Genomic DNA, 13,453 nt, shown 5'->3' with positions numbered 1-13,453 from the left:
CGGCCAGAAAACTCCCGCCTCTTGCTACACACCCTCCACTCGAGCTTATCCGGAGAAGCTACCGGAAATGGGGTATGCGAGCCACATTGAGTGTTACCTGGCAGATGGTAGCGGAATTATTAATCGAGCCGGTCTGCGGATATACGTGGGGAATCTGCTCAGGCATCAGAACATTGGAATGGAGATGATCAAGGACGGGGTATGGAATGTGATCTTCGGTCCGGTGATCCTAGGTCACGTCAATGCCAGGGACGCAAAGAACGGCTATGTTTCAATAAAAGTGTCACCTATGTGAATGCACTTTTTTGTAACCCATGTGGTTGTCCCGTACATGCCCCACCACTCGGTGCCTCGCCTAGGCTCGGCATGCCCGAACGCAGGCATTGCTCCGTGGGCCGCCGCGAAGGGCCACGGAGCAATGCCGGAGTGAGGGCACACCGAGCCTAAGCGAGGTGCCGAGTGGTGGGGCAGGAGCGCTTTGGTTACTTTCGCCTGGGCCGGCTTCCGGATTTTCGAAAGTGACCCGCCGTCAGGGCGGAACCCTAAGTGGCCGTTACCGCAGCAACGGATATACACCCAAAACCCGAAAATCCCGCCCATAAAAAACGGCGCCTTCCCACCCTGGAAGAAGCGCCGTTTTCTTAAATGATCAACATGACCAACAAGCTGCGTCTCACAAAGCCCGCAACCGCCCCCCTCTTAGTCGATGTATTCAAACAACTTGACGATCTTCTGCACCCCGGACACACCCTGCACCAGGTTGGTCGCCTGGGCGGCCTCTTTCTTGGTCAGCAAGCCCAGCAGATAAACGATGCCATTCTCGGTCACAACCTTGATGCGCGAGCCAGGAATGCTGGCGTCGGTGAGCATCTGGGTCTTGATCTTGGTGGTCAGCCACGCATCGTTCTGGCGCGCCAGTAGCGAGGAGGGTTGCAGGACTTGCAATTCGTTATGCACCGTCTTGACCCGTTGCACGGCACTGGCTTCCTGTTCCGCCTTGGCCTTGAGGTCGGCGCGTGGGGTTTGGCCGGCCAGCAGTACGACGCCATTGAAGCTGGTGACGACGATGTGCGAGTTGTTGTCCAGGTCCGGGTCGGCCTTGGCAATGTTCACGCCGACCTTGGTTTCAATCAGGGAGTCGTCGATCTTGCTGCCGAAGGTGCGGGTGCCACGGTCATCTTCAATCGGCTTTTCCCGGCTGGCGTTAACCACCGATGTGCAGCCGCTGATGCCGAGGCACAGGGTCAGGGCCAGAAGGCCTAGGCGATTAGGGGTCATTCTTCACTCCCGAACAGTTGGCTGTCGATCAAGTCGCAAAGGCAGTGGATCGCCAGCAGGTGGACTTCCTGGATACGTGCGGTGACATTGGCCGGTACGCGGATCTCGACGTCTTCTGGCAATAGCAGGGACGCCATGCCGCCGCCGTCACGACCGGTCAATGCTACGACAATCATTTCGCGATCATGTGCGGCCTGGATCGCTTGAATAATATTGGCCGAGTTGCCGCTGGTGGAAATCGCCAGCAGTACATCGCCGGGTTGGCCCAGGGCGCGGATCTGTTTGGAGAATACCTCGTTGTAGCTGTAGTCGTTGGCGATCGAGGTGATCGTCGAGCTGTCGGTGGTCAGGGCGATCGCCGGCAGGCTCGGGCGTTCGCGCTCGAAGCGGTTGAGCAGTTCCGACGAGAAGTGCTGGGCGTCGCCGGCCGAGCCGCCATTGCCGCACGAAAGCATCTTGCCTTCGTTGAGCAGGGCGTTGACCATCACTTGGCTGGCTTGCTCGATGTGCGGTGCAAGTACGTCCATCGCCTGTTGCTTGGTGTCGATACTGGCCTGAAAAAGCTGGCGAATTCGCGATTGCATGTCCATCTGTGTGACCTTAAGTAGCGCGGCTTATCGGCACAAACATGTGCGGCGCGCAAAGCAAAGAGCAAAAAAGTTAGGTGAAGGTGTCCGGCTCGGCATGGGCGCTCAACTGTCGAAGGCGTTCTGCAGCCAGTTCAACTGGGCGGCGTTGCTGTCGATGGCAACCACGTCGAAGCGGCAGGGATGATCGGCCCAGCGAGACTCGCGTTGCAGGAAATACTGCGCGGCAAAAACCAGCTTCTGGCGCTTGCGCTCGTCAATGCTGTCGAGCGCGCCACCCCATTGAGTATTTTTTCTGTAGCGGACTTCGACGAATACTACTGTATCGCCGTCAAGCATGACCAGATCAAGCTCGCCGCGTTTGCACAACCAGTTCTGCGCCACCAGCCGCAGGCCGTGTTGTTGGAGATGCGCGAGGGCCTGGCCCTCGGCATCCCGTCCGCTTTGCTGGCGTGATCGCTCGGGCATCAGCGCTGGGTATCCGGCAGGCGCTGCACCTGGCCGTTGAGGAACTCGGCCCAAGGCAGTTGACGCTGTACGCGCTGGGTTGGAGACACCGCCAGGCTGCCCGACAGGCCTTCGATGCGGCTGTCCGGCAGCGTCTTGAGCTGGCCCAGGCGCGGTGCCAGGCGATAGGCGTCTACACCCATCGCGTACAGCCGGCCCAGGCTGCCGCCTGCCTGGGGCCACTGGGCGGTGACCTGCTTGCGCAGCGGGTCATTGGCGTCGAGCAGCCACGGGGTTTCGCAGAAGCGGATGCCGCTCATGTCGTTGTACTGGTTCTGGTCGCCGCTGGCGCTGAACACTGAGGACGTCGCGTAGACCGGTACATCACCTGCGTACTGGAAGTTCAGGGTGGGCTTGATCTGCTGGGCCTGTTGCGGCGTCGAGGCCAGGAAGATGAACTCGATGTCCTGGCGACGGGACGGCTGGGCTGCGACCGTGGTGCCAACGGTGGTTTGCAGGCTCTTGGCGCGACCTTCGCTCTGGCGCAACTGGAACATGTCGGCGATCTGTTGGGCCAGTTGGACCGGCTGGTCGACCCGTTCGATTGCGATGATGGTGCCGCCATTGGCCTGCCAGTCCTGGCTGAAGGCTTTCAGGACGCGATCGCCCCATTCACCCTTCGGTACCATGGCGGCGGCACGATGCAGGCCGTCGGCGCGGGCGCGACGGGAGACTTCGCGGGCTTCATCCTCGGGTGCCAGGCCGAACTGGAACAGTTGCGGCGGCCCTTGTTCGCCTTCGCTGTAGTTCAGCGCCAGGGTGGTGATCGGCAGTTGCGGGCGGGTGCTGATCTGCTTGACCAGTGGTTTTTCCAGCGGTCCGACTACCAGTTGCACGCCGTCGGCCTGGGCCTTGCGATAGAACTCGTCCATGGAGGTCAGGCTGGAGCTGTCATAGAACTGGATGCTTGGCGGCTTCTGGCCGGCCTGTTGGGCCTGGTAGTGCGCGGCCATGAAGCCCTCACGCAAGGCCTTGGCAACCGCAGCCAGCGGGCCATTTTGTGGCAGCAGCAGGGCAATCTTGCTCAGCGGCTGGCTCGCCAGTTCCTTGAGCTTGACCAGGGGTATCGGCAGTTGCAGGGCGGCGGGGTGCTTCGGGTTCTGTTCGCGCCAGTGGTCGATCGCCGCCTGCTGTTGTTCCAGTGTGCCGGCGGTCTTGACGGCCTGGGCCAGGCTCAGCCAGCCGCCAAGGTCGTCGTTGGAGCTTGGCTGCAACTGGTCGGTGGGCAGCGAGGCGATCAACGACCAGATGGATTCGTGGTTTTTTGCCGCAGCGTCGTTTTCCAGCAGGGGCGCGATGAAAATGCGCTCCTTGGCGGCGGCCAGGGTCTGGCCATCGGCCTCCAGGGCGCGGGCGCGGACGGTACCGGTACGGACCTGCTGTTCCACCGGCATTTCGCTCAGGTGTTGCAGGCTTGGATGGCCCAGGGCGGTCAGTGCCGCCTTGGGCTGGTTGCGGGTCATCGCCAGTTCAGCCGACAGCGTGCTGGCGAAAATCTGCTGGCCGGGCTTGAGTTGTTCCATCGGCACTTGTTGCAGGATCTGTGCGGACTGGCCGGCATTGCCCTGGCGGTAGGCCAGGTCGGCAGCGCTCAGGCGCAGCAGGGCGGCTTTTTCCGGATTCTTGCTTTGGGTGGCCTGTTCGAGCAACTGCTCGATACTGGCATCCGGGGTGCGTGGAAGTTCGCCAAGGCTGGACGAGGGCGAGCTGGCGCAGGCCGCCAGGAGGGCAGCGAGGCAGAGGGCGGAGAGCAGCCGCAGGCAAGCGATCATGTAAGTGTTCCTGATACGAGATCAAATTAGCGTCGAATTGTACCCAAGCGCTGGCCGGGGCGCGATGTTAGTGGTGTGAATCGATCAATTTAGGTATTTCAAAGAATGCGGCACGCCACAAAAGGCGGTGCTCGCTGAGGCGGCGGCACTAAACCTGTGGCGAGGGGATTTATCCCCGCTGGGCTGCGCTGCGGCCCTAAGACCTTCCGCCTCGGTGTGTCAGGCTGAATGGTTTCCAGTCTTTTTGGGGCTGCTGCGCAGCCCAGCGGGGATAAATCCCCTCGCCACAATGGTTGATGTGAGCAACTGAGACGGCCTGCACACGCTACAATGGCGGTTTTTACCGATCATGAGGTATGTGTCTTGACTGCTCCAGGTGCTTTGAATTCCGCTGCCGGCGCGCTTTATGTGGTGGCGACGCCCATCGGCAACCTGGACGATATCAGTGCCCGTGCGCTGAAAATCCTGCAAGAAGTTGCCCTTATCGCAGCCGAAGACACCCGTCATTCCCAGCGCCTGCTGCAGCATTTCGGCATTTCCACGCCGTTGGCGGCCTGTCATGAACACAATGAGCGGGATGAAGGCAGCCGTTTCATTACCCGGCTGCTGGCGGGCGATAACGTCGCGCTGATTTCCGATGCCGGTACGCCGCTGATTTCCGACCCGGGCTATCATCTGGTGCGTCAGGCTCGAGCGGCGGGCATCAGCGTGGTGCCGGTGCCGGGCGCTTGTGCATTGATCGCGGCGCTGTCGGCGGCGGGCCTGCCGTCGGACCGTTTCATCTTCGAAGGTTTCCTGCCGGCCAAGGCGGTGGGGCGTCGGGCGCGCCTGGAGGCTATAAAGGAAGAACCGCGCACGCTGATCTTTTATGAGGCGCCGCACCGCATTCTGGAATGCCTGCAAGACATGGAACTGGTGTTCGGCGCCGAGCGCCCGGCACTGCTGGCTCGCGAGTTGACCAAGACCTTCGAAACCCTCAAGGGGTTGCCGTTGGCGCAGCTGCGAGCCTTCGTCGAAAGCGACAGCAACCAGCAGCGCGGCGAGTGTGTCGTGCTGGTGGCCGGGTGGACAGCCCCGGAAAGTGAAGACGCTGTCAGCAGCGAAGCGATGCGCGTCCTGAACCTGCTACTCGAGGAAATGCCGCTCAAGCGTGCCGCGGCCCTTGCGGCGCAAATCACTGGCGAGCGCAAGAATGTGCTGTACCAGGTCGCGCTGGAAAAACAGAAAGGCCAGTGAAACCAAGGTGTGGGTCTGGCCCAAGGCTTTTAGCGCTTGTTCTTCAAGCGCTCTACCGTTAACCTTCGCGGCGGAGAGTCGATCGGACAGTCGCTGCCCTCTATGAGAATTAGAGGGGGGAGGAAAGTCCGGGCTCCATAGGGCGAAGTGCCAGGTAATGCCTGGGAGGCGTGAGCCTACGGAAAGTGCCACAGAAAATAACCGCCTAAGCGCTTCGGCGCCGGTAAGGGTGAAAAGGTGCGGTAAGAGCGCACCGCACGGCTGGCAACAGTTCGTGGCTAGGTAAACCCCACTTGGAGCAAGACCAAATAGGGTCCCAAGGCGTGGCCCGCGCTGGGACCGGGTAGGTTGCTAAAGATGTCCAGTGATGGCCATCGTAGACGAATGACTGTTCAAGACAGAACCCGGCTTACAGATCGACTCTCCACCTTTTCCCTTCCTGCTGGAATCACTGGCAGACGCAGTTCCTAATACCAAAAAAATCTTACTCTTAATAAATCACTTTAACTTGTGCGCGCAGCCTCCTGTGCTTCCTCGGGTTGAGGTGAAATTTCCTACGTCAGATTCTTGTTACCCCTCCTGAAACGCTCCTAAATCTCCGATCTATAAGGCTTTTCCTTCAATCCGCGCCTTGACGGTGCGGTGGGCGCATTCCTATAGTGTGCGCAAGTGGCGGAAAGTGGCATGAAGTGGGTTTTTTTGAAGGTAAAACGCCAAAAAGTGGAGAAACGCTGACGTGTTTCGCGGAGCTAACGCTATCAGTCTCGATGCAAAAGGCCGGCTCGCCATGCCCAGCCGGTATCGTGACGAGCTCGTTTCGCGAAGTTCCGGGCAGTTAATCGTCACGATCGACGCCGTTGACCCATGCTTGTGTGTTTACCCTCTTGATGAGTGGGAAATCATCGAAACCAAACTGCGCGCACTGCCTTCGTTGCGTGAAGAAAACCGCCGTTTGCAACGTTTGCTGATCGGTAATGCCGTCGACCTCGAACTCGATGGCAGCGGTCGTTTCCTGGTTCCGCCGCGCCTGCGCGAATACGCCAAGCTGGACAAGCGCGCGATGCTGGTAGGCCAACTGAACAAGTTCCAGCTGTGGGACGAAGATGCCTGGAATGCGGTTTCTGCCGCCGACCTCGCTGCTATTCAACAACCGGGCGCCATGCCTGATGAACTGCGTGATTTGATCCTGTGACTATTGATAGCGGCTTTAACCACATCACCGTACTGCTTGACGAAGCCGTCGAGGCTCTCGCCGTACGTCCTGATGGCTGCTATCTGGACGGCACATTCGGGCGTGGCGGGCACAGCCGGTTGATTCTCAGCAAGCTCGGTCCGGGTGGCCGATTGCTGGGCTTCGACAAGGATCCTCAAGCGATTGCCACCGGGCAAGCGCTGGCGGCCGAAGACGGCCGCTTTGTCATTGTGCAACGCAGCTTTGCCGAGCTGGCTTCGGAAGTCACCGAGCGTGGCCTGGCCGGCAAGGTCAGTGGCGTGCTGCTCGACCTGGGCGTGTCTTCGCCCCAACTGGACGACCCGGAGCGCGGCTTCAGTTTCCTCAATGACGGCCCGCTGGACATGCGCATGGATCCGTCCCGTGGCATCAGTGCCGCCGAATTCGTCAATACCGCCCCGGTGGAAGAAATCGCCCGTGTCTTCAAGGAATACGGCGAAGAGCGTTTCTCCGGCCGCATGGCCCGCGCCGTGGTCGAACGCCGCGACATCAAGCCATTCGAGCGCACCGGCGACCTGGCCGAGGTGTTGAAAGTGGCCAATCCGGCCTGGGAAAAGGGCAAGAACCCGGCGACCCGTGCGTTCCAGGGCTTGCGCATCCACGTCAATAACGAGTTGGGCGATCTGGAAGTCGGTCTCGAAGCGGCGCTTGAAGCGCTGGAGATCGGCGGGCGGCTGGTGGTGATCAGCTTCCATTCCTTGGAAGACCGCATCGTCAAGTTGTTCATGCGCAAACTCACCAAGGGTGAAGCCGACAACCTGCCGCGCAACCTGCCGGTGCGTTTTGAAGCCTTCGTGCCAAAAATCAAGATCCATGGCAAAGCGCAGTTCGCCTCCGAGGCCGAACTCAAGGCCAACCCACGTGCCCGTAGCGCCGTCATGCGCGTCGCGGAGAAGTTGCGGTGAGCAAGCTCTTCGCCAAGCCCCTGCCCGGCGGCAGCTTTTTCATGCTGCTGCTGTTTATCGGCGTGCTCGTGTCGGCCATCGCCGTGTCCTATAGTGCGCACTGGAACCGGCAGCTTCTCAATTCCCTTTACAACGAGCTGAGCGTGCGTGACAAGGCGCAGGCCGAGTGGGGCCGGTTGATCCTGGAGCAGAGCACCTGGACTGCCCATAGCCGTATCGAAGTGTTGGCCACCGAGCAGTTGAAAATGCGCATTCCCGGCGCTGCCGAAGTGCAGATGGTGGCGCCATGATGAAACTCGAAGGGGCGCTGTTCCCGTGGCGGTTTCGTCTGGTCCTGGGCTTGCTCGGGATCATGGTGGCGGCGATTTCGTGGCGCATCATCGACCTGCAAGTGGTCGACCGTGACTTCCTCAAGGGGCAGGGCGATGCGCGCAGCGTGCGGCATATTCCGATCCCGGCGCACCGTGGCTTGATCACCGACCGCAATGGCGAACCCCTGGCCGTGAGCACCCCGGTGACCACCTTGTGGGCCAACGCCAAGGAAATGCAGTTGGCCAAGGAAAAATGGCCGGCACTGGCCGCTGCCCTCGGGCAGGATCCCAAGGCCCTGGCCGAGCGCCTCGAAGCCCAGGCCAACAAGGAATTCATTTATCTGGTGCGCGGCTTGACGCCCGAACAGGGCCAGAGCGTGCTCGATCTGAAAGTACCTGGTGTCTATGGCATCGAAGAGTTCCGGCGTTTCTACCCGGCCGGTGAAGTCACGGCCCATATGGTCGGGTTTACCGACATTGATGACCGAGGGCGCGAAGGTGTTGAACTGGCCTATGACGAATGGCTCGCCGGGGTCGCCGGCAAGCGCCAAGTCATCAAGGATCGGCGCGGCAGGCTGATCAAGGATGTCCAAGTCACCAAAAACGCCAAGGCCGGCAAGCCCTTGGCGTTGTCCATTGACCTGCGCCTGCAATACCTGGCCAACCGTGAACTGCGCAATGCCATCGTCGAGAACGGTGCCAAGGCCGGCAGCCTGGTGATCATGGACGTGAAGACCGGCGAGATCCTGGCGATGGTCAACCAGCCGACCTACAACCCGAACAACCGTCGCAACCTGCAACCGGCGATGATGCGCAACCGGGCGATGATCGACGTGTTCGAGCCCGGTTCGACCATGAAAGCCGTGTCCATGGCCGCCGCCCTGGAAACCGGGCGCTGGAAACCAAGCGACACCGTCGAGGTGTACCCGGGCACCCTGCAGATCGGCAAGTACACCATTCGTGACGTGTCCAAGACCGAAGGCCCGGTGCTCGACCTGACCGGCATCCTGATCAACTCCAGTAACGTGGGCATGAGCAAGATCGCCTTCGATATCGGCGGCGAGACGATTTATCGCCTGGCCCAGAAAATCGGCCTCGGCCAGGACACCGGCCTGGGCTTCCCGGGTGAGCGTGTCGGCAACCTGCCGAACTACCGGGACTGGCGCAAGGCTGAAACCGCTACGTTGTCCTACGGCTACGGTGTTTCCGTGACCGCGATCCAACTGGTCCACGCGTTCTCCGCATTGGCGAACAACGGGCGTATCGCCCCGCTGACCCTGATCAAGACCGACAAGGCGCCGCAGACCACCCAGGTGATCCCGGAGAACGTCGCCAAGACCATGCAGGGCATGCTGCAACAGGTAATCGAGGCGCCGCGGGGTGTCTATCGCGCCCAGGTGCCGGCCTATCACGTGGCAGGTAAATCGGGTACCGCCCGTAAAACCTCCGTGGGCACTAAAGGCTACGCCGAGAATTCCTACCGTTCGCTGTTTGCCGGCTTCGGCCCGATGAGCGACCCGCGCTACGCCATCGTTGTGGTCATCGATGAGCCGAGCAAGGCGGGCTACTTCGGTGGCCTGGTCTCGGCGCCGGTGTTCAGCAAAGTGATGTCCGGCACCCTGCGCCTGATGAACATTACCCCGGATAACCTGCCGCCGACCCAGCAAGCGAACACCGCACCGGTCGTGCCCTTGAAAGCCGAAGGAGGGCGTGGCTGATGTCCCTGAGCCTGAACAAGATTTTCGCCCACGCCGGTCACGATCTGCTGATTCGCGAACTGGCCCTGGACAGCCGCAATGTCCGCGCCGGGGACTTGTTCCTGGCTGTGCCGGGTGCCCGTTTCGATGGCCGTGCCCACATCGCCGATGCCTTGAAGCGTGGCGCGGCTGCCGTGGCGTATGAAGTGGCCGGGGCGACCGTCCTGCCAATCACCGACGTTCCGCTGATTCCGGTCAAGGGCCTGGCGGCCCAGCTGTCGGACATCGCTGGGCGTTTTTATGGCGACCCGAGCCGTCACCTGAACCTGGTGGGCGTGACCGGTACCAACGGCAAGACCAGCGTGACCCAACTGGTGGCCCAGGCCCTGGACCTGCTCGGCCAGCATTGCGGCATCGTCGGGACCTTGGGCAACGGCTTCCATGGCGCGCTGGAAAGTGGCCTGCACACCACGCCGAACCCGATTGCCGTGCAGGCGACCCTGGCGGACCTGAAGAAGTCCGGTGCCAAGGCCGTTGCGATGGAAGTTTCTTCCCACGGTCTGGACCAGGGGCGCGTGACCGCGCTGGCGTTCGATGTCGCGGTGTTGACCAACCTGTCCCGGGATCACCTGGATTACCACGGCACCATGCAGGCCTACGGTGAAGCCAAGGCCAAGCTGTTTGCCTGGAATGACCTGAAGTGCCGGGTCATCAACCTCGATGACGAATTCGGTCGGCAGCTGGCTGCCGAAAAGCGCGAGTCGCGATTGATCACCTACAGCCTGGAAGATGCCAGTGCCTACCTTTATGTACGCCAGGCGCAATTTGATGACGAAGGCGTGCGCGCCACGCTGGTCACGCCCCAGGGCGAGCACCACTTGCGCAGCACTTTGCTTGGCCGCTTCAACCTGAGCAACGTATTGGCGGCCATCGGCGCCTTGCTCGGCCTGGACTACGCGCTGGACGAAATTCTCAAGGTCTTGCCGAAGCTCGAGGGCCCGGCCGGTCGCATGCAGCGTTTGGGCGGTGGGACTCAACCACTGGTTGTGGTCGATTACGCCCATACCCCTGACGCATTGGAAAAAGTTCTCACGGCCCTGCGTCCCCACGCCAAGGGCAGGTTGCTGTGCCTGTTCGGCTGCGGTGGCGATCGTGACCGCGGCAAACGCCCATTGATGGCCGAAGTCGTGGAGCGGTTGGCAGACGGCGTGCTGGTCACCGACGACAACCCTCGTACCGAAGACCCGCAGCGGATTTTCGACGACATCCGCGCCGGTTTTACGGCTGTGGATAACGTCACCTTCGTCGCCGGCCGCGGTCAGGCCATTGCCCATTTGATCGCCAGCGCCTCGGCGGACGATGTCGTCGTCCTGGCCGGCAAGGGTCATGAGGATTATCAGGAAATCAACGGCGAACGCCATGCGTTCTCCGACCTGGTGGAAGCCGATCATGCCCTGACCGCGTGGGAGGTGGCCCATGCTTAAGGCCCTGAAGCTCAGCGAACTGACCAACGCCCTGAACGGGCGTCTCATCGCGGCGGACGCCAGCTTCGACGGCGTCAGCATCGACAGCCGGGCCATTGCTCCGGGGCAGCTGTTCGTCGCCCTGGCCGGCCCGCGTTTCGACGGCCACGATTACTTGAACGAAGTCGCCGCCAAAGGGGCGGTCGCGGCACTGGTCGAACGGGAAGTGACCAACAGTACGCTGCCGCAGTTGCTGGTCGCTGACACCCGTCAGGCCCTGGGCCAACTGGGCGCGTTGAACCGCGCCGGGTTTGACAAGCCGGTGGCGGCCATCACCGGCTCCAGCGGCAAGACCACGGTCAAGGAAATGCTTGCCAGCATCCTGCGCACCCGCGGTCCGGTGCTGGCGACCCGTGGCAACCTGAACAATGACCTCGGCGTGCCACTGACCTTGCTGGAACTGGCGCCGGAACACAGCGCCGCTGTCATCGAGCTGGGGGCTTCGCGGCTCGGCGAGATTGCCTACACCGTGGCCATGACCAAGCCTCATGTGGCGGTGCTCAACAACGCCGGGACTGCTCACGTCGGCGAGTTCGGCGGCCCGGAAAAAATCGTCGAGGCCAAGGGCGAGATCATCGAAGGGCTGGATGCCGATGGCGTCGCTGTGCTGAATCTCGACGACAAGGCCTTCGAAATCTGGAAGACCCGGGCGGGCGAGCGCAAGGTGCTGACGTTTGCCCTGAGCAACCTCGCCGCGAATTTCTACGCCAGCGACCTGGACCGCGATGCCCGCGGTTGCCCGGCCTTCAACCTGCACAGCCCGGATGGCGCCGAGCGGGTGCAATTGAACCTGCTCGGCACGCATAACGTTGCCAACGCCCTGGCCGCGGCGGCTGCCGCCCATGCGCTGGGCGTGTCGCTGCCGGGCATTGTCGCCGGGCTGAACGCCGTGCAGCCGGTCAAGGGGCGCTCTGTTGCGCAACTGGCCAGTAATGGCATGCGCGTGATCGACGACACCTATAACGCCAACCCGTCGTCCATGTGCGCAGCCGTGGATATCCTCGCCGGTTTCTCCGGCCGTACCGTGTTGGTACTGGGGGATATCGGTGAGCTGGGCGAGTGGGCGCAACAGGGGCATCACGATGTCGGTGCCTATGCGCGCGGCAAGGTCGACGCGCTGTATGCGGTCGGTCCGATGATGGCCCATGCGGTCGCCGCGTTTGGCGAGCACGCACGGCATTTCACCACTCAGGCCGAGCTGATCCAAGCCCTGGGCGCCGAGCAGGATCCGAACACCACCTTATTGATCAAGGGCTCACGCAGCGCCGCGATGGAAAACATCGTCGCGGCGCTGTGCGGCGCCTTAACGGAGAAACATTAATGCTGCTGCTGCTAGCGGAGTACCTGCAACAGTTCCACAAAGGCTTCGCGGTCTTCCAGTACCTGACCCTGCGCGGGATCCTGGGTGTGCTGACCGCGCTGTCGTTGTCGCTGTTCCTGGGCCCGTGGATGATCCGTACCCTGCAGAACCTGCAAATCGGCCAGTCGGTTCGTAACGATGGCCCGCAGTCGCACCTGTCCAAATCCGGCACCCCGACCATGGGCGGCGCGTTGATCCTGTCGTCCATCGGCATCAGCACCCTGCTCTGGGCCGACCTGGCGAACCGGTATGTCTGGGTCGTGCTGTTGGTGACCTTGTTCTTCGGGGCCATTGGCTGGGTCGACGACTACCGCAAGGTCATTGAGAAGAACTCCCGGGGGCTGCCAAGCCGCTGGAAGTATTTCTGGCAGTCGGTGTTCGGCCTCGGCGCGGCGATCTTCCTTTATATGACCGCTGCTTCGCCGGTGGAGACCACCCTGATCCTGCCGATGCTCAAGGACTACAGCATTCCACTGGGCGCAGGTTTCATCGTGCTGACCTACTTGGTGATCGTCGGTTCGAGCAACGCGGTCAACCTCACCGACGGCCTCGATGGCCTGGCGATCATGCCCACGGTCATGGTCGGCGGCGCCCTGGGGATCTTCTGCTACCTGTCGGGTAACGTGAAATTCGCTGAATACCTGTTGATCCCCTATGTGCCAGGGGCGGGCGAGCTGATCGTGTTCTGCGGGGCGCTGATCGGTGCCGGCCTGGGTTTCCTGTGGTTCAACACCTACCCGGCACAAGTCTTCATGGGCGACGTCGGCGCGCTGGCGCTGGGCGCGGCCCTGGGCACCATCGCGGTCATCGTTCGCCAGGAAATCGTCCTGTTCATCATGGGCGGTGTGTTCGTGATGGAGACTCTGTCAGTCGTCATTCAGGTTGCTTCCTTTAAATTGACCGGCCGCCGCGTATTCCGCATGGCGCCGATCCACCACCACTTTGAACTCAAGGGCTGGCCCGAGCCACGTGTGATCGTCCGTTTCTGGATCATCACCGTGATTCTGGTGCTGATCGGCCTTGCCACCCTGAAGCTGAGGTAGAAC

Annotated in this window: 12 protein-coding genes, 1 other RNA gene and 1 pseudogene; 10 read left to right on the top strand and 4 right to left on the bottom strand. The window is 61.6% G+C overall.

The window, feature by feature from the left end; translation table 11 throughout:
* A pseudogene (locus BT116_RS31270) lies at nt 1–295 on the top strand (IS481 family transposase); the annotation flags it as partial.
* A 404-nt stretch (nt 296–699) separates the two neighbouring features.
* Here the strand turns inward: BT116_RS31270 and BT116_RS26845 are convergent.
* From BT116_RS26845 to BT116_RS26830, 4 genes are all read right to left on the bottom strand, one after another.
* Entirely contained in the window at nt 700–1,278 is a 579-nt protein-coding gene (locus BT116_RS26845) for a BON domain-containing protein (protein WP_003178201.1), read from the bottom strand.
* Complete coding sequence (locus BT116_RS26840) at nt 1,275–1,868, bottom strand: phosphoheptose isomerase (protein WP_007928463.1); 594 nt, start codon at nt 1,866–1,868, stop codon at nt 1,275–1,277. The genes BT116_RS26845 and BT116_RS26840 overlap by 4 nt, the downstream gene beginning before the upstream one ends.
* 102 nt (nt 1,869–1,970) lie before the next feature.
* The gene (locus tag BT116_RS26835; protein WP_072348527.1) at nt 1,971–2,333 is read right to left on the bottom strand and encodes a YraN family protein; all 363 of its coding nucleotides are present in this window, start codon (nt 2,331–2,333) and stop codon (nt 1,971–1,973) included.
* On the bottom strand, nt 2,333–4,144 hold the full coding sequence (locus BT116_RS26830; RefSeq protein ID WP_072348525.1) for a penicillin-binding protein activator: 1,812 nt from the start codon (nt 4,142–4,144) through the stop codon (nt 2,333–2,335). Before BT116_RS26830 ends, BT116_RS26835 begins: the two co-directional genes overlap by 1 nt.
* Before the next feature lie 330 nt (nt 4,145–4,474).
* Here BT116_RS26830 and rsmI point away from each other — a divergent pair, with 330 nt between their 5' ends.
* The 9 genes from rsmI to mraY all read left to right on the top strand — a co-directional run bounded on the left by rsmI (nt 4,475) and on the right by mraY (nt 13,450).
* Entirely contained in the window at nt 4,475–5,380 is a 906-nt protein-coding gene (rsmI, locus tag BT116_RS26825; protein ID WP_072348523.1) for a 16S rRNA (cytidine(1402)-2'-O)-methyltransferase, read from the top strand.
* A gap of 74 nt (nt 5,381–5,454) precedes the next feature.
* Nucleotides 5,455–5,808: RNase P RNA component class A (rnpB, locus tag BT116_RS26820), an RNA gene on the top strand.
* A gap of 308 nt (nt 5,809–6,116) precedes the next feature.
* Nucleotides 6,117–6,572 carry a division/cell wall cluster transcriptional repressor MraZ gene (mraZ, locus tag BT116_RS26815; protein ID WP_003205355.1) on the top strand — a complete coding sequence of 152 codons (456 nt, stop codon included), beginning with the start codon at nt 6,117–6,119 and terminating at the stop codon, nt 6,570–6,572.
* Nucleotides 6,569–7,516: a 16S rRNA (cytosine(1402)-N(4))-methyltransferase RsmH gene (rsmH, locus tag BT116_RS26810; protein ID WP_072348521.1), complete on the top strand. Its 948-nt coding sequence runs from the start codon at nt 6,569–6,571 to the stop codon at nt 7,514–7,516. Before mraZ ends, rsmH begins: the two co-directional genes overlap by 4 nt.
* Nucleotides 7,513–7,806: a cell division protein FtsL gene (gene ftsL / locus BT116_RS26805; RefSeq protein ID WP_072348519.1), complete on the top strand. Its 294-nt coding sequence runs from the start codon at nt 7,513–7,515 to the stop codon at nt 7,804–7,806. The genes rsmH and ftsL overlap by 4 nt, the downstream gene beginning before the upstream one ends.
* A complete protein-coding gene (locus tag BT116_RS26800; protein ID WP_162893922.1) occupies nt 7,806–9,545 on the top strand; it encodes a peptidoglycan D,D-transpeptidase FtsI family protein in 1,740 nt (579 codons plus the stop codon). Before ftsL ends, BT116_RS26800 begins: the two co-directional genes overlap by 1 nt.
* Nucleotides 9,545–11,008, top strand: coding sequence for a UDP-N-acetylmuramoyl-L-alanyl-D-glutamate--2,6-diaminopimelate ligase (locus BT116_RS26795; protein WP_072348517.1), 1,464 nt, complete (start codon nt 9,545–9,547; stop codon nt 11,006–11,008). The genes BT116_RS26800 and BT116_RS26795 overlap by 1 nt, the downstream gene beginning before the upstream one ends.
* Nucleotides 11,001–12,368, top strand: a complete 1,368-nt coding sequence (gene murF / locus BT116_RS26790; protein ID WP_072348514.1) for a UDP-N-acetylmuramoyl-tripeptide--D-alanyl-D-alanine ligase — start codon at nt 11,001–11,003, stop codon at nt 12,366–12,368. The genes BT116_RS26795 and murF overlap by 8 nt, the downstream gene beginning before the upstream one ends.
* Nucleotides 12,368–13,450 carry a phospho-N-acetylmuramoyl-pentapeptide-transferase gene (gene mraY, locus BT116_RS26785; RefSeq protein WP_053124966.1) on the top strand — a complete coding sequence of 361 codons (1,083 nt, stop codon included), beginning with the start codon at nt 12,368–12,370 and terminating at the stop codon, nt 13,448–13,450. Before murF ends, mraY begins: the two co-directional genes overlap by 1 nt.
* Nucleotides 13,451–13,453 lie beyond the last annotated feature (3 nt).

The sequence above is a fragment of the Pseudomonas sp. NFACC16-2 genome (assembly GCF_900119205.1).
Taxonomy (GTDB): Bacteria; Pseudomonadota; Gammaproteobacteria; order Pseudomonadales; family Pseudomonadaceae; genus Aquipseudomonas; species Aquipseudomonas fluorescens_Q.
Note: the sequence above shows the minus strand (reverse complement) of the source record. Positions and strands in the feature narration are given on the sequence as shown.

Coding starts and splice junctions, on each gene's coding strand:
- BT116_RS26800 (WP_162893922.1), top strand. CDS start 7,806: ATGAAACTCGAAGGGGCGCTGTTCCCGTGGCGGTTTCGTCTGGTCCTG.
- murF (WP_072348514.1), top strand. CDS start 11,001: ATGCTTAAGGCCCTGAAGCTCAGCGAACTGACCAACGCCCTGAACGGG.
- BT116_RS26845 (WP_003178201.1), bottom strand. CDS start 1,278: ATGACCCCTAATCGCCTAGGCCTTCTGGCCCTGACCCTGTGCCTCGGC.
- BT116_RS26840 (WP_007928463.1), bottom strand. CDS start 1,868: ATGGACATGCAATCGCGAATTCGCCAGCTTTTTCAGGCCAGTATCGAC.
- BT116_RS26830 (WP_072348525.1), bottom strand. CDS start 4,144: ATGATCGCTTGCCTGCGGCTGCTCTCCGCCCTCTGCCTCGCTGCCCTC.
- BT116_RS26835 (WP_072348527.1), bottom strand. CDS start 2,333: ATGCCCGAGCGATCACGCCAGCAAAGCGGACGGGATGCCGAGGGCCAG.
- rsmI (WP_072348523.1), top strand. CDS start 4,475: ATGGCGGTTTTTACCGATCATGAGGTATGTGTCTTGACTGCTCCAGGT.
- BT116_RS26795 (WP_072348517.1), top strand. CDS start 9,545: ATGTCCCTGAGCCTGAACAAGATTTTCGCCCACGCCGGTCACGATCTG.
- mraY (WP_053124966.1), top strand. CDS start 12,368: ATGCTGCTGCTGCTAGCGGAGTACCTGCAACAGTTCCACAAAGGCTTC.